This is a genomic window from Sulfitobacter sp. 1A15106 (assembly GCF_043556995.1).
In the GTDB taxonomy this organism is placed as follows: Bacteria; Pseudomonadota; Alphaproteobacteria; order Rhodobacterales; family Rhodobacteraceae; genus Sulfitobacter; species Sulfitobacter faviae.
In genome coordinates this window covers 180,978-195,313 of record NZ_JBIFFM010000002.1, presented here as the reverse complement: position 1 = coordinate 195,313, position 14,336 = coordinate 180,978, and the positions used below count along the sequence as shown (strand labels likewise).

The following is a 14,336-nucleotide window of genomic DNA, read 5'->3' as shown; positions in this document are numbered from 1 at the left end:
CCATGACCAAGTTCTGCCTGACCGTGACCTGCCCCTCGCAACGCGGGATCGTTGCCGCCATCGCCAATTACATCGCCGAAACCGGCTGCAACATCACCGACAGCGCGCAGTTCGACGACACCGAAAACGGCCAGTTCTTCATGCGCATCAGCGCCGAGGCCGAAACCGGTGCCACGCTTGAAAGCCTGTGCGAAGGGTTCACAGCGGTCGCGGAACCCTTTGACATGACCTATGAATTCCACGACCAAGACACCACGATGAAGGTCGTGGTCATGGTCTCGCGCTTTGGGCACTGCCTGAACGATCTTCTCTACCGGGTGCGCATCGGCGCGCTCCCGATTGAGATCGTCGCCGTGATCTCGAACCATATGGACTATCAAAAGGTCGTGGCGAACCACGACATTCCATTTCACTGCATCAAGGTGACGAAGGAGAACAAACAGCGGGCCGAAGCGCGGATCATGGACGTCGTTGAGGAAACCGGCGCCGAGTTGATCGTGCTGGCGCGCTACATGCAGATTCTGTCGGACGCCATGTGCCAAAAGATGTCGGGGCGGATCATCAATATTCACCATTCCTTCCTGCCGTCCTTCAAAGGGGCGAACCCTTACAAGCAGGCCTATGAACGGGGCGTGAAATTGATCGGTGCCACGTCGCATTACGTCACCGCCGATCTGGACGAGGGGCCGATCATCGAACAGGACATCGTGCGCATCACCCATGCGCAAAGCGCCTCGGATTATGTCTCGCTCGGTCGCGATGTGGAGGCGAGTGTTTTGGCGCGCGCGATTCACGCTCATGCCCACCACCGGGTGTTTCTGAACGGCAATAAAACCGTGGTCTTTCCCGCATCGCCCGGCAGCTACAGCTCTAAGCGGATGGGCTAGGGGCCACGGCCCCGCGTCTGCCGAATGCGGCGGGGGCGCGGGGCCATCGGGCGGCTTGGTCGCGCCTGTAGGCAGGCGTAAACTAGCACGCAACGGCAGCGGATCAGCGTATGATTTAAAGAGATAAGTGGTGCCCCCACACGGACTCGAACCGCGGACCTACTGATTACAAATCAGTTGCTCTACCAGCTGAGCTATAGGGGCACTGAGGGCTCATTTAGAGAAAGGAGCCGAGGGGTGCAAGAGGGGAAGTGCGAGTTTCTTTCGGATTTTACACGCGCGCCGGGACGGGCTATTCAACGCCGAGAATTTCAAGGGTGAGCGGAGTATCATGCAGCTCGTTTTGCACACAGGTGTTCATTTCACGGAAGACGAGCGGCTGCTGAAATGCCTGCTGCGCAATCAGGACGATTTCGCCAAGACGGGCGTCAAAGTGCCCGGGCCTAGCACCTATCGCAACCTGTTCCGCGACACGCTCAACGCGATGCATAAGGCGGAGCCGTCGGAGGTGGCGCGGGACGTTTTGCTGGATGCGATCCTCGATGATGGGACAGCCAGCCGGGTGATCCTGTCGGATGCGAATTTCTTCCGCTCGCCTGCCACGGCCCTGCAAGAAGGCGTGCTTTATCCCGCCGCCGCCGTGCGCATGCTGCGCATGGCGCAGCTTTTCCCCGAAGATGAGATTCGCATCTTTATGGCGATCCGCAATCCCGCCTCCCTCGCGCCGGTGCTTTACGAGAAAGCGGCGGATAAAACCTCGGCCGCGTTCTGGGGGGAGCGGGGGCCGGAGGACCTGCGTTGGTCCGAGACGATCGGCCAGCTGCGCGAAGCGGCGCCGGGGATTCCCATCACCCTGTGGTGCAATGAAGACGCGCCGCTGATCTGGGCGCAGATCATTCGCGAGATGGCGGGGCTGGCGCCCGAGACCAAGATCAAGGGCGGTTTCGATCTTTTGCAGACGATCATGTCGGAGGAGGGGATGAAACGCTTTCGCGGCTATCTCGACACCCACCCCGATATGTCCGAGGCGCAGAAGCGCCGCGTGATCACCGCGTTCCTCGACAAATACGCGCTGGAGGAAGAGATCGAAGAAGAGCTCGACATGCCCGGCTGGACCGAGGAATTGGTCGAGCGGATGACGGCGATCTATGACGCGGATGTTGAGGTCATCCGCGCCATGCCGGACGTCACCCTGATCGCGCCCTAAGTCCCGGCCAATTCGGTGATCACGTCATAGGCCATGGCTACATCTTCGGCCGTGGCGGTGAAAGCACCTGCCTGAAAGCGGATCACGAATGCTCCGTCGATCCGGGTCTGGGTCAGGTAAATGCGCCCGTCGTCGTTGATCCGGTTCAGCAGGTCTTGGTTATGGGCATCGAGATCTGCGGCACCGAGATGGCGGAAGGTGAAGAGCGAGAGCATCGGCTGAGTCACTGTCTCGAACCCCTCCGTCGCGTCCAGCCGGGCGGCCAAATCTTGCGCCCATGTCACATGGTTGCGGATCATCTCGCGCAGCCCCTCCAGCCCATGGGCGCGGATCAGGAACCAAAGTTTGAGCGCGCGGAAACGGCGGCCCAGCGGCACGGACCATTCGGAATAGTTCACCACGCCATCCGCGCCATGGGTCTTCAGATACTCCGGCTGAATCGCCAAGGTACGCACCAGATCATCGGGATTGCGCAGGAAATGCGTCGTGCAGTCAAACTGCGCCCCCAGCCATTTATGCGGGTTCATCACAACCGAGTCGGCCCGTTCGACGCCGGCCCAGAGGCTGCGGAATTCAGGACAGATCATCGCCGACCCGGCCCAAGCGGCGTCGACATGGGTGTAGAGCCCTTCGGCCTCGGCCACATCCATCACGGCGGCAATGTCATCGCTGGCCCCCGCGCTGGTGCCGCCGGTGCAGGCGATGATGCCCGCAGGCAGATGCCCCGCCGCGCGGTCGGCGGCGATGGCGGCGCGGAGCGCTTCGGCATCCATCGCGCGGCTCGCCCCTTGGGTCGGAATGCGGACAAGGTTCTCTTCGCCCAGCCCCGCGATCCAGATGGCCCGGTCGACCGAGGTATGCACCTCTGCCGAGCAATAGACCCGCAGGCGCGGCTGGCCCGACAACCCCGCGCGGTTGCCCTGCCAATCAAGCGCGCGTTCGCGCATGGTCAGCACGGCACAAAGCGTGGCGGAACTGGCGCTGTCTTGGATCACCCCGGTGAAGCCATCCGGCAGGCCGATCGCCTGACGCATCCAATCGCAAACGCGGGTCTCCAACTCCGTCGCTGCCGGAGAGGTCTGCCACAGCATGCATTGCGCCGCGATGGCAGAGACGAAATATTCCGCCAGCACCGAGACCGGCGCAGCATTGGCCGGGAAATAGGCAAAGAAGCGGGGGTGCTGCCAATGGGTCATGCCGGGCATGAGGGTCTGTTCGAAATCGTCGAAGATCGCCTGCATCGCCTCGGCCCCTTCGGGCGGGGCATCGGGCAGGGCGGAAAGCAACGCGCCGGGGGCCACTTGCGCGCGCACCGGGCGGTTGCGCAGACCTGCGTGGTAATCGGCGGCCCAATCGGCGGCGCGGCGGCCCCAATGCCGGAAATCCTCCCAATTCATGCGCCGCTCCCTTGCTGTGGAATTCTGGTTGTCATCCGCATTTCCTGCCCCATGTTGTTGTATTGTCTCACTGTTGTTCCGCTGGGCTTGACCTCTTCAAGAATGTTGTCGCAGCGGCTATGGTGGTCGTCACGCCCTTTTGGGCGGTCTTTGACTTGGTAAGTAGCGATCAGGAAACCGTCAAGAATGGCCCCAATGCCCCCCCTGCGCCGCACTGCCCGCTCCCTTCCGATTGCGCTTTTGCGCGCGCGGGAAAGGGTGATGGGGCCGATCCGCGAGATCTTGAACGAAAGTGGCATCTCGGAACAGAAGTTCCGCGTGCTGCGCGTGGTCGAAGAATCCGGCCCGATGGAGCAGACCGCACTGGCGCAGCAGGCCTGTCTGCTGCTGCCGAGCCTGACCCGCATGCTGCGCGCGATGGAGGAGGAGGGGCTGCTCAGCCGTGCCAGCGATCCCGATGACGGGCGCAAATCCATCGTCACCATCACCGATCAGGGCCGTCAGGTGATCCAAGACCACGCGGGCGATGCGGCGGCGCTGTTCTCTGACTTCGAGGCGCGTTTCGGCAAGCAGCGGATGGAAGACCTGCTCGACATGCTCGAAGATCTCGTCAATCTGGACATGCAGAAAAAGACCGACGGGGAAAAGAAAGACTGACTGGAAAAGTGCGGGCGGGCAGGGGCTATCCCCCGTTAACCGCCCGCCGCACCGCGCAGATCCCCGCCAGCGCCATGCGGCTGCCATCGGCCTCGGTCGCCGGTGCGCCCTGTTGCGACAACGCCCGCAGATAAAGCGGCACAGCCCCGCCCGTGCCGATCACCGCCAGCGTTTGCCCCAGCCAATAGGCCCGCGCCGCCGCCAGTTCCGCCCCGATCAATGTGCCCGCTAGCCGCGCCTCTGCGGTGGGTGGCGGGATGTCTTGCAAGGCCAGTTCGGCCCGGATAGAGGCCAGCCGCCCCGCCATACGCTCGGGCCGCGACAGCCCATCGCTGAGCGCGTCGTCAAAAGCCGTGTCGTCCAGCGCCGTGCCCTCGGCAGGGGTGCCATCGCCCAAAAGGCCCAGCAATTCCCCGGTCAGGAAGGTCTGAAAACTCACCACCTCGCCCGCGCTGATCTGCGCCCAGACTGACGTGGCTCCGGGCAGGCAGATCACCCCGTCCCAGTCTTTGTTGAGGCTCAGAAACCCCGCGATGCGCGTTTCGGCCCCTTGCAGCAGACCGCTGGGGGTCTGCTGGCGCAGGGGTGGGATGACCTGAAGATCGAAGTTGTCGGTGACGACAGCCGTTGTGCGTTCAGCCGTGGCGGTGCAGGGCACCATGCGCGGCGCGGCATCGGTCCCGCCTGCGGGCATGCCAGCGACGAAGACCGGCAGGCGGAGCAGTTGCCACGGCGCGGTGAGCTTAGCGAGCGCGGCGTCGAAGGCCGCGAGGTCGCCGGGTTCGGCAGTCTCGCCATCGCTCGTGGCGCTCTCAAGCACCGATGCGCCCTGCATGGCCCAGACCTGCAAACGCGCCTCGTGAACCTCTACCGCCAGCCAATCTGCATTGCTCAAACCCGTCATCGCGCTGCCCCCGTCGTGGAATGTCCCGACGGCATAGGCCCTATGGCCTGCGGGTTCAACGCGTCCGCTCCGTGCAAACAGACGAACCACCGATTTGCTTCAAGCCTAAAATATTTATTCTTGAACGAAAAAGCGACTCGCCCTAGGCTCCCTTCCAAAGCGAACCAGAGGGGAATTTCGATGCGTGCAATCTGTCTTGGCGGCGGTCCTGCGGGGCTGTACTTCGCGATCTCTCTCAAGCTGCGCCAGCCAGAGGCCGATGTCACCGTGCTTGAGCGCAACCGCCCCGATGACACCTTCGGCTGGGGCGTCGTGCTCTCGGACGAGACGCTGGACAATCTCGAGGCCAATGATCCCGTCTCGGCCAAGGAAATCCGCAGCCACTTCGCCTATTGGGACGACATCGCGCTGCACCACAAGGGCAACACGATCCTCAGCTCCGGCCATGGCTTCTGCGGGATCGGGCGCAAGCGCCTGTTGCTGATCTTGCAGGAGCGGGCCCGCCAATTGGGTGTGAACCTGCAGTTCGAGACCGAGGTCAAGGCCGCATCGGAATACATGGACGACTACGATCTGGTTGTCGCCTCGGACGGGCTGAACTCCAAGACCCGGATGGAGTTCGAGGACACTTTCAAGCCCGACATCGACGTGCGCCGCTGCCCCTTCGTCTGGCTCGGCACGCATCAGAAGTTCGACAACGCCTTCACCTTCATATTCGAGAATACCGACAAGGGCTGGATCTGGGTCCACGCCTACCAATTCGACAAGGACACCGCGACTTTCATCGTCGAATGCAGCCAAGAGACCTTCGACGCCTACGGTTTCGGCGAGAAGACGCAGGAAGAGACCATCGCGATCTGCGAGGAGATCTTCAAAGACCATCTTGACGGGCACAAGCTGATGACCAACGCCAGCCACATCCGCGGCTCGGCTTGGATCAAGTTCCCGCGCGTGCTTTGCGAGAAGTGGAGCCACGAGAACGTCGTGCTGCTGGGCGATGCCTCGGCCACGGCGCATTTCTCGATCGGCTCGGGCACGAAACTGGCGCTGGAATCGGCGATCTCGCTCGCGAAACACGTCACCGACGACGCCGATCTGCCGACGGCCTTCGAGAAATACGAGGAGGCCCGCCGCCTTGAGGTGCTGCGCCTGCAATCGGCGGCGCGCAACTCGGTTGAATGGTTCGAGGATGTGGAGCGCTATCTTGATCTCGACCCGGTGCAGTTGAATTATTCCATGCTGACGCGCAGCCAGCGGATCAGCCACGAGAACCTGCGCGAGCGGGACCCCAAATGGCTTGAGGGGGCCGAGAAATGGTTCCTCGAACAGGCCGGCGCCGACACGAATGGCCCGATCCGTGCCCCGATGTTCGCGCCCTTCCGCCTGCGCGACATGAAACTCGAGAACCGCATCGTCGTCTCGCCCATGGCCCAGTACAAGGCCGTCGACGGCTGCCCCACCGACTGGCATCTCATCCATTACGCCGAACGCGCCAAGGGCGGCGCGGGACTGGTCTATACCGAGATGACCTGCGTCTCCCCCGAGGGTCGGATCACGCCGGGCTGCCCCGGCCTCTACGCGCCCGAGCATGAGGCGGCGTGGAAGCGGCTCACGGATTTTGTCCATGCCGAGACCGACGCCAAGATCTGCTGCCAGATCGGCCACTCGGGCCGCAAGGGCTCGACCCAGCTGGGCTGGGAGGAGATGGACGCGCCGCTGAAAGCGGGCAATTGGGAGATCATCTCGGCCTCGCCGATCCCGTGGTCGGAAAACAACGCCGTGCCGAAGGAAGCGACACGCGCGGATATGGACCAGATCCGCGACGAATTTGTTGAGGCTGCCCGCATGGCGGAGCGCGCCAATTTCGACATGATCGAACTGCACGCGGCCCATGGCTACCTGATCTCGTCCTTCATCTCGCCCCTGTCGAACCAGCGCGAAGACGAATACGGCGGCAGCTTGGAAAACCGCATGCGCTACCCGCTGGAGGTCTTCAAAGCGATGCGCGACGCATGGCCCGAGGAAAAGCCGATGGCGGTGCGTATCTCGGCCAACGATTGGGTCGAGGAAGACGGCGTCACGCCCGAAGAAGCGGTCGAGATCGCGCGCATGTTCAGTGAGGCCGGGGCCGACATCATCGACGTGTCGGCGGGCCAGACCTCGAAACAGGCCAAGCCGGTCTATGGCCGCATGTTCCAGACGCCCTTCAGCGACCGCATCCGTAACGACGGCGGGATCAAGACCATGGCCGTGGGCAATATCTACGAGGCCGATCACGTGAACTCGATCCTCATGGCGGGCCGCGCCGATCTGGTCTGCCTCGCCCGCCCGCATCTGGCCGATCCCTATTGGACCCTGCACGCCGCCGCCGCCATCGGCGACCGCCACGCCGACTGGCCGCTGCCCTACGGCCCGGGCCGCGATCAAGCATGGCGTTTGGCGGACCGTGCCGCGGAAATGGAGAAGGTATGAGCCATATCGTCATCACCGGCGGCGGCACCGGCGTGGGGGCCGAGATCGCCCATGCGGTGGCCGCCACCGGCGCCAAGGTGACCATCATGGGCCGCCGCGAAGCGCCGCTGCGCGAGCAGGGGTTGCCGTTCCAGACCTGCGACGTGACCGGTCCGGAGGCGGTGCAGGCCGCCTTCGCCGCCGCGCGCGCCGAGAATGGCCCCATCACCGGCGTCGTCGCCAATGCAGGCGCCGCCCATTCCGCGCCTTTTCACAAGATCACCGCGCAGGACATGACCGACATGATGGCGGTCAATGTCACCGGCGTCTTCAACGTCTGGCAGGCGGCACTGGCGGAAATGAAGGAGGCCGGGCAGGGGCGGCTCATCGCCGTGGCCTCCACCGCGGGCCTCAAGGGTTACCCATATGTCGCGGGCTATGTCGCGGCGAAACACGGTGTCGTCGGCCTCACCCGCGCGCTGGCGCTGGAACTCGCGCGCACGGGCATCACGGTGAACGCGATCTGCCCCGGTTTCATCGACACGCCGCTTCTGGAACGCTCGGTCGAGAATATCACCAAAACCACCGGCAAGAACGCCGAGGAGGCCCGCGCCCTGCTGAAACGCGCCAGCCCGCAGAACCGTTTCGTGGAGACCTCCGAGGTCGCTGGCGCCGTGCTCTACCTGCTGTCGGACGCCGCGGCCTCGGTCAACGGCCACGCGCTGGCGCTATCGGGGGGCGAGGTGTGAGCAACGCGGCCAAGGATCGCGTCCGGCTCTGGCTGCGGCTGCTGAAAGTGGTGCGCGGGCTGGAGCAGGAGTTGCGCGACAGGCTGCGGCGCGAGCATAACACCACGCTGCCGCGTTTCGATGTGATGTCGGCCCTCTCGCGCCATCCCGAGGGGCTGAAGATGAGCCAGCTTTCCGGCGTGCTGCGGGTGTCTAACGGCAATGTCACCGGCATCGCCGACCGCCTCAGCGAAGAGGGGCTGGTGGAGCGCATCCCCGTGCCGGGCGACCGGCGCGCGATGATGCTGCGGCTGACGCCTGAGGGGGCGGCGCAATTCGCCCGCCAAGCGCAGGCGCATGAAGACTGGATCAACGAAAAACTGCGCGGAATCTCCTCCGAGGAAGCCCGCGCCATGGCGGCCCGCCTACAAGCCTTCGCCGCCCAAACGGAAGAAGAGGAAAAAGCCAATGCGCAGTGATGTGACGCATTTTCAATGCGAGATCAAAGACCGGATCGCCACCGTGCGGCTCGACCGGCCCGACCGCAAGAACCCGCTGACCTTCGACAGCTACGCCGAGCTGCGCGACTGGTTCCGCGATCTGGTCTATGCCGATGACGTCGACGTGGTGATCTTCGGCTCCAACGGGGGTAACTTTAGCTCCGGCGGGGATGTGCATGATATCATTGGCCCTTTGACCAAGATGAACATGAAAGAGCTGCTGCAATTCACCCGCATGACCGGCGATCTGGTCAAGGCCATCGTGAATTGCGGTAAGCCGGTGATCGCCGCCGTCGACGGTGTCTGCGTCGGCGCGGGCGCGATCATTGCCATGGCCTCGGACCTGCGGCTGGCGACGGCGGAGGCCAAGGCGGCTTTCCTCTTCACCCGCGTGGGCCTTGCCGGCTGCGACATGGGCGCCTGCGCGATCCTGCCGCGCATCATCGGCCAGACACGGGCGGCGGAACTGCTTTACACAGGCCGCTCGATGTCAGCAGAAGAAGGCGAACGCTGGGGCTTCTACAACCGCTTGGTAACGGGCGAAACGCTGGAAGGCGAAGCCATGACACTGGCCAAGAAAATCCAGGCCGGCCCCAATTTCGCGCATATGATGACCAAGACGATGCTGGCGCAGGAATGGGCCATGTCGATCGAACAGGCGATCGAGGCCGAGGCGCAGGCGCAGGCGATCTGCATGCAGACCGGCGACTTCGAGCGGGCCTACAACGCCTTCGTCGCCAAGGAACGCCCGGTCTTCGAAGGGGACTGAGCCGAATACGAAAGCCAAAAGATAACACGCGGGGAGGCGTAACCATGGCTGACACAAGTTTTCTCGACTGGCCCTTTTTCGAGCCGCGCCACAAGGAGTTGGCGCTGAAGCTCGATGACTGGGCCAAGCGCGAACTGAAGAACGTGGATCACGGCGACACCGACGGGGCCTGCCGTGATCTGGTGACGATGATGGGGCAGGACGGCTGGCTGCGCCACAGCGGTGCGGAAGGTGACGAGGTGCTCGACGTGCGCACCCTCTGCCTGATCCGCGAAACACTGGCGCGGCACGACGGGCTGGCGGATTTCTCCTTTGCGATGCAGGGACTTGGTACCGGGGCGATCTCGCTCTTCGGGACCGATGAGCAGAAGGCCGAATGGCTGCCGAAGACCCGTTCGGGGCAGGCGATCTCGGCCTTTGCCCTGACCGAGCCGCAGTCCGGCTCGGACGTGGCCAATTCCACCATGACCGCCACGCGCGACGGCAACGGCTATGTGCTCGACGGGCGCAAGACATGGATTTCCAACGGCGGCATCGCGGATGTCTACACTGTCTTTGCGCGCACCGGGGAGGCGCCGGGCGCCAAGGGGCTTTCCGCCTTTATCGTGCCCGCCGACACGCCGGGGCTAAAGGTCGAGGAACGGCTCGAGGTCATGGCACCGCACCCGCTGGCGACGCTGCATTTCAACGGCGTGAAACTGCCCGGCTCGGCGCTTCTGGGCGAGGCGGGGCGCGGCTTTGCCATCGCCATGTCGGTGCTCGACGTTTTCCGCTCTACCGTGGCCGCCGCCGCTTTGGGCTTTGCCCGCCGCGCGCTGGACGAGGCGCTTACCCGCGTGACCAGCCGTCAGGTGCAGGGCGCGCCCTTGAGCGAGTTGCAGATGGTGCAGGGCCATATCGCGGACATGGCGCTCGACGTCGATGCTGCGGCGCTGTTGGTCTACCGTGCTGCCTGGACCAAGGACAGCGGCGCACCGCGCGTCACCCGCGAGGCCGCGATGGCCAAGCTTTTTGCCACAGATCAGGCGCAAAAGGTCATCGACAAGGCGGTTCAATTGCACGGCGGCGATGGTGTGCGCAATGGGGAGGCAGTCGAGCGACTTTACCGTGAAATCAGGGCCTTGCGCATTTACGAGGGTGCGTCGGACGTGCAACGTGTTGTCATCGCGCGACAGACTTTGGGAGCCATGTCATGAAGCTGCACCCGACCGGACATGAAGACACATTCGCCCGCGACAACCTGCCGCCCTTCGACCAGTGGCCGGGCCTTTTGCTGGAGCGTTTCGACTATCCCGAACGGCTGAACGTCGGCGTCGAACTCACTGATAAAATGGTGGAAAAAGGGTTCGGCGACCATACCGCGCTGATCGGTAACGGGCGGCGGCGGACCTACAAGGAGTTGTCGGACTGGACCAACCGTTTGGCCGCTGCACTGGTCGAGGATCTGGGCGTGAAGCCCGGCAACCGGGTGCTGATCCGCTCGGCCAACAACCCCGCGATGGTGGCCTGCTGGCTGGCGGCGACCAAGGCAGGCGCGGTGGTGGTCAACACCATGCCGATGCTGCGCGCGGGTGAGCTTTCGGCCATCGTTGACAAGGCCGAAATCACCCATGCGCTTTGCGACACGCGGCTGATGGATGAGATGACGGCCTGCGCCAAGACCTCGAAGTTCCTCAAGACCGTCGCGGGCTTCGACGGTACCAGCAACCACGACGCCGAGTTGGACCGTCTGGCGCTTGAAAAGCCGGTTCATTTTGAGGCGGTGGACACCGCGCAGGATGATGTGGCACTCCTCGGATTTACATCAGGAACCACCGGTAACCCCAAGGCAACAATGCATTTTCACCGTGATCTTCTGATCATTGCGGATGGCTATGCGCGCGAAGTGCTGAACGTGACGCCTGAGGATGTCTTCGTGGGCTCCCCGCCCTTGGCCTTTACCTTCGGCCTTGGCGGCCTTGCCGTCTTCCCGCTGCGCTTCGGTGCCGCGGCGACGCTTTTGGAGACCGCCAGCCCGCCCAACATGATCGAGATCATCGAGAAGTACAAAGCAACGGTCTGTTTCACCGCGCCCACCGCCTACCGCGCCATGATGCAGGCGATGGAAGAGGGCGCGGACCTTAGCAGCCTGCGTGCCGCCGTCTCTGCAGGCGAGACGTTGCCCGCGCCAGTCTACCACGAGTGGCAGGAGAAGACAGGCAAGCCCATGCTCGACGGGATCGGGGCGACGGAGATGCTGCATATCTTCATCTCCAACCGCTTCGACGATCACCGCGCGGCCTGTACCGGCAAGCCCGTGACGGGCTACGAGGCGAAGGTGATCGACGCGGAGGGCAAGGAGGTGCCCCGCGGCGAGGTGGGACGTCTTGCGGTGCGCGGGCCGATCGGTTGCCGCTATCTGGGCGACAAGCGGCAGGCCGATTACGTCAAGGACGGCTGGAACATCACCGGCGACAGCTTCATCATGGACGAAGACGGCTACCTGCATTTCGCCGCCCGCAACGACGACATGATCATCAGTTCGGGCTATAATATCGCCGGGCCGGAGGTCGAAGCCGCGCTTCTGAGCCATCCTTGGGTCAGCGAATGCGGCGTGGTCGCCGCGCCCGACGAGGCCCGCGGCTCCATCGTGCAGGCCCATGTGGTTCTGGTTGAGTGCACGCCCGAAGATGCCAATACCATCAAGACCTTGCAGGATCATGTTAAAGCGACGATCGCGCCTTACAAATACCCGCGCGACATCCGTTTCATCAAGGAACTGCCCAAGACCGCGACCGGCAAGATCCAGCGTTTCGCGCTGAGAGAGGGCACATGAGCACGTTCGACGAAGCCTCCAAGGGCGCCAAGATGGATTTCGCCAAGGACAAGTCCTATGGCGATTACCTCGGCCTGGACCAGATCCTGACCACCGAGAATCCGCTCGACATGGCGCATGACGGGCTGCTGTTCATCATCCAGCACCAGACGTCCGAGCTTTGGATGAAGCTTGCGATCCACGAGCTGACGGCCTGTCGCAAGGCCCTGCAGGCTGGTGATTTGCGCCCCAGTTTCAAGATGTTGACCCGGGTCGCGCGGATCTTCGAGCAGCTCAATTCGGCTTGGGACGTGCTGCGCACCATGACGCCCAGCGAATACACGCAGTTCCGCCCCTACCTTGGCGCGTCCTCGGGCTTCCAGTCCTACCAGTACCGGCTGATCGAATATCTTCTGGGCAACCGCATCGCCGCGCTGACCAAGCTGCACGAACATACGCCCGAGCCGCACGCGGCGCTCGTGGCAGAGATGGAACAGCCGAGCCTTTATCAGGTGGCGGTCGATCTGCTCTGCGACCGGATGGGGGTGCCCTCGCTTGCCGGCCAGCCCGAACCGCGTGCATGGGAGGCCAAGCAAGAGGTGCAAGACCTCTGGCAAAAGGTTTATGAAGACCCGGCAACCCATTGGGAACTTTACGAATTGGCGGAGAAGCTCGTTGATCTTGAGGATTATTTCCGCCGCTGGCGGTTCAACCACGTCACCACCGTGGAACGCATCATCGGATTCAAACGCGGTACGGGCGGCACCTCGGGTGTGACCTACCTGCGCAAAATGCTCGAAGTGGAGCTCTTCCCCGAGCTTTGGCATGTGAGAGGAGCACTGTAAGTGTCTGTTTTGAAAAAAGATCAGTTTGTCCTGCCGGAGGGCGTCATCTACCTCGACGGCAACTCGCTGGGGCCGCTGCCGAAGGCCGCCGCGGCGCGGGTGCAGGAAATGATCACGGACGAATGGGGCGAGATGCTGATCCGCGGCTGGAACAAGGCCGCTTGGATGGAACAGCCCGCCCGCGTCGGCAATATGGTGGCGGGGATCGTCGGCGCGCCCGAGGGTTCGGTCGTCATGGGCGACACGCTCTCGATCAAGGTGTTTCAGGCGCTGGCCTCGGCGCTGAAGCTGCGGCCCGGGCGCAAGGTGATCCTGTCGGACAACGGCAACTTCCCATCGGACCTCTACATGGCCGAGGGGCTGGTGGGGCTGTTGGAGCAGGGCTATGAGCTGCGCACCGTGGCGCCCGAGGAGGTGACGGAGGCCATTGGCGAGGACATCGCCGCCGTGATGCTCACGGAGGTCGATTACCGCACCGGCCGCAAGCACGACATGAAGGCGATCACCGAACTGGCCCATGCCAATGGCGCGGTGATGATTTGGGATCTGGCGCATTCCGCGGGCGCGCTGCCGGTGGACCTTGCAGGCTCCAACTGCGAATTCGCCGTGGGCTGCACCTACAAGTACCTCAACGGCGGGCCGGGGGCGCCGGGCTTCATCTACGTCCGCCCCGATCTGGCAGACGAGGTGCAGCCGGCGCTGGCGGGCTGGCTGGGCCATCGCCAGCCCTTTGCCTTTGAGCAAAACTACCAGCCCGGGCGGGGGATCGAGCGGATGCGCGTCGGCACGCCGCCGGTCATTCAGCTCACCGCGCTGGAAGTGGCGATGGAGCTTTGGGCCGATGTCGACATGCAGGCGCTGCGCGAGGCCTCGGTGGCGTTGCAGGAGCAGTTCATCGAAGAGATCGAGCGCGACGTGCCGCAGCTGACGCTGGCGAGCCCGCGGGGCAGCGCCGAGCGGGGCAGCCAAGTCTCCTTCCGCTTCGAGGAGGGCTATGCCGCGATGCAGGCGGTGATCGACCGCGGCGTTATTGGCGACTTCCGCGCGCCCGACATCATGCGCTTTGGCTTCACGCCACTTTATCTGGACGCCGAGGATGTCTCCAAAGCGGTCGCGATCATCCGCGACGTGATGGAGAACCGCCTCTGGGACAACGAAAAATACAAGACCCGCGCGCGGGTGACCTGACAGTATCAG

13 protein-coding genes and 1 tRNA gene are annotated in these 14,336 nt (G+C 63.6%); 11 read left to right on the top strand and 3 right to left on the bottom strand.

Annotated elements, in window-relative coordinates:
• The first annotated feature begins 2 nt into the window (after positions 1 to 2).
• On the top strand, positions 3 to 887 hold the full coding sequence (gene purU / locus ACGYKA_RS03580; RefSeq protein ID WP_394412738.1) for a formyltetrahydrofolate deformylase: 885 nt from the start codon (positions 3 to 5) through the stop codon (positions 885 to 887).
• 128 nt (positions 888 to 1,015) lie between these two features.
• On the opposite strand, the gene ACGYKA_RS03575 is transcribed toward purU, so the two are convergent.
• Positions 1,016 to 1,091: transfer RNA gene (locus ACGYKA_RS03575), tRNA-Thr, on the bottom strand.
• Positions 1,092 to 1,218: 127 nt separating this feature from the next.
• Here ACGYKA_RS03575 and ACGYKA_RS03570 point away from each other — a divergent pair.
• The gene (locus ACGYKA_RS03570; protein ID WP_394412735.1) at positions 1,219 to 2,094 is read left to right on the top strand and encodes a hypothetical protein; all 876 of its coding nucleotides are present in this window, start codon (positions 1,219 to 1,221) and stop codon (positions 2,092 to 2,094) included.
• On the opposite strand, the gene ACGYKA_RS03565 is transcribed toward ACGYKA_RS03570, so the two are convergent.
• Positions 2,091 to 3,491, bottom strand: a complete 1,401-nt coding sequence (locus tag ACGYKA_RS03565) for a pyridoxal phosphate-dependent decarboxylase family protein (protein WP_394412732.1) — start codon at positions 3,489 to 3,491, stop codon at positions 2,091 to 2,093. The genes ACGYKA_RS03570 and ACGYKA_RS03565 overlap by 4 nt on opposite strands.
• A 195-nt stretch (positions 3,492 to 3,686) precedes the next feature.
• On the opposite strand from ACGYKA_RS03565, the gene hpaR reads away from it, so the two are divergent.
• Positions 3,687 to 4,148 carry a homoprotocatechuate degradation operon regulator HpaR gene (gene hpaR / locus ACGYKA_RS03560; RefSeq protein ID WP_271689953.1) on the top strand — a complete coding sequence of 154 codons (462 nt, stop codon included), beginning with the start codon at positions 3,687 to 3,689 and terminating at the stop codon, positions 4,146 to 4,148.
• Between the two features lie 25 nt (positions 4,149 to 4,173).
• On the opposite strand, the gene ACGYKA_RS03555 is transcribed toward hpaR, so the two are convergent.
• Entirely contained in the window at positions 4,174 to 5,052 is an 879-nt protein-coding gene (locus tag ACGYKA_RS03555) for a 2-dehydro-3-deoxygalactonokinase (protein ID WP_394412729.1), read from the bottom strand.
• Between the two features lie 180 nt (positions 5,053 to 5,232).
• Here ACGYKA_RS03555 and ACGYKA_RS03550 point away from each other — a divergent pair, with 180 nt between their 5' ends.
• Genes ACGYKA_RS03550 through kynU form a run of 8 tightly spaced genes read left to right on the top strand, consistent with a single transcriptional unit; the run spans position 5,233 to position 14,327 of the window.
• The gene (locus tag ACGYKA_RS03550) at positions 5,233 to 7,524 is read left to right on the top strand and encodes a bifunctional salicylyl-CoA 5-hydroxylase/oxidoreductase (RefSeq protein WP_394412726.1); all 2,292 of its coding nucleotides are present in this window, start codon (positions 5,233 to 5,235) and stop codon (positions 7,522 to 7,524) included.
• Positions 7,521 to 8,252, top strand: coding sequence for an SDR family NAD(P)-dependent oxidoreductase (locus tag ACGYKA_RS03545; protein ID WP_394412723.1), 732 nt, complete (start codon positions 7,521 to 7,523; stop codon positions 8,250 to 8,252). Before ACGYKA_RS03550 ends, ACGYKA_RS03545 begins: the two co-directional genes overlap by 4 nt.
• Positions 8,249 to 8,710, top strand: coding sequence for a MarR family winged helix-turn-helix transcriptional regulator (locus ACGYKA_RS03540; RefSeq protein ID WP_271689827.1), 462 nt, complete (start codon positions 8,249 to 8,251; stop codon positions 8,708 to 8,710). The genes ACGYKA_RS03545 and ACGYKA_RS03540 overlap by 4 nt, the downstream gene beginning before the upstream one ends.
• The gene (locus ACGYKA_RS03535) at positions 8,700 to 9,500 is read left to right on the top strand and encodes an enoyl-CoA hydratase family protein (protein WP_394412720.1); all 801 of its coding nucleotides are present in this window, start codon (positions 8,700 to 8,702) and stop codon (positions 9,498 to 9,500) included. The genes ACGYKA_RS03540 and ACGYKA_RS03535 overlap by 11 nt, the downstream gene beginning before the upstream one ends.
• A 44-nt stretch (positions 9,501 to 9,544) precedes the next feature.
• Positions 9,545 to 10,696, top strand: a complete 1,152-nt coding sequence (locus tag ACGYKA_RS03530) for an acyl-CoA dehydrogenase family protein (RefSeq protein ID WP_394412717.1) — start codon at positions 9,545 to 9,547, stop codon at positions 10,694 to 10,696.
• Entirely contained in the window at positions 10,693 to 12,315 is a 1,623-nt protein-coding gene (locus ACGYKA_RS03525) for an AMP-binding protein (RefSeq protein WP_394412714.1), read from the top strand. The genes ACGYKA_RS03530 and ACGYKA_RS03525 overlap by 4 nt, the downstream gene beginning before the upstream one ends.
• Positions 12,312 to 13,139, top strand: coding sequence for a tryptophan 2,3-dioxygenase (locus ACGYKA_RS03520; RefSeq protein WP_394412711.1), 828 nt, complete (start codon positions 12,312 to 12,314; stop codon positions 13,137 to 13,139). Before ACGYKA_RS03525 ends, ACGYKA_RS03520 begins: the two co-directional genes overlap by 4 nt.
• Positions 13,140 to 14,327 carry a kynureninase gene (gene kynU, locus ACGYKA_RS03515; RefSeq protein ID WP_394412709.1) on the top strand — a complete coding sequence of 396 codons (1,188 nt, stop codon included), beginning with the start codon at positions 13,140 to 13,142 and terminating at the stop codon, positions 14,325 to 14,327.
• The last annotated feature ends 9 nt before the right edge of the window (positions 14,328 to 14,336 follow it).

Bases quoted from the DNA above. Each gene is read 5' to 3' on its own strand.
- ACGYKA_RS03525 (WP_394412714.1), top strand. From the start codon at position 10,693: ATGAAGCTGCACCCGACCGGACATGAAGACACATTCGCCCGCGACAAC.
- purU (WP_394412738.1), top strand. From the start codon at position 3: ATGACCAAGTTCTGCCTGACCGTGACCTGCCCCTCGCAACGCGGGATC.
- ACGYKA_RS03555 (WP_394412729.1), bottom strand. From the start codon at position 5,052: ATGACGGGTTTGAGCAATGCAGATTGGCTGGCGGTAGAGGTTCACGAG.
- hpaR (WP_271689953.1), top strand. From the start codon at position 3,687: ATGCCCCCCCTGCGCCGCACTGCCCGCTCCCTTCCGATTGCGCTTTTG.
- ACGYKA_RS03530 (WP_394412717.1), top strand. From the start codon at position 9,545: ATGGCTGACACAAGTTTTCTCGACTGGCCCTTTTTCGAGCCGCGCCAC.
- ACGYKA_RS03545 (WP_394412723.1), top strand. From the start codon at position 7,521: ATGAGCCATATCGTCATCACCGGCGGCGGCACCGGCGTGGGGGCCGAG.
- ACGYKA_RS03520 (WP_394412711.1), top strand. From the start codon at position 12,312: ATGAGCACGTTCGACGAAGCCTCCAAGGGCGCCAAGATGGATTTCGCC.
- ACGYKA_RS03570 (WP_394412735.1), top strand. From the start codon at position 1,219: ATGCAGCTCGTTTTGCACACAGGTGTTCATTTCACGGAAGACGAGCGG.
- ACGYKA_RS03535 (WP_394412720.1), top strand. From the start codon at position 8,700: ATGCGCAGTGATGTGACGCATTTTCAATGCGAGATCAAAGACCGGATC.
- ACGYKA_RS03565 (WP_394412732.1), bottom strand. From the start codon at position 3,491: ATGAATTGGGAGGATTTCCGGCATTGGGGCCGCCGCGCCGCCGATTGG.
- ACGYKA_RS03550 (WP_394412726.1), top strand. From the start codon at position 5,233: ATGCGTGCAATCTGTCTTGGCGGCGGTCCTGCGGGGCTGTACTTCGCG.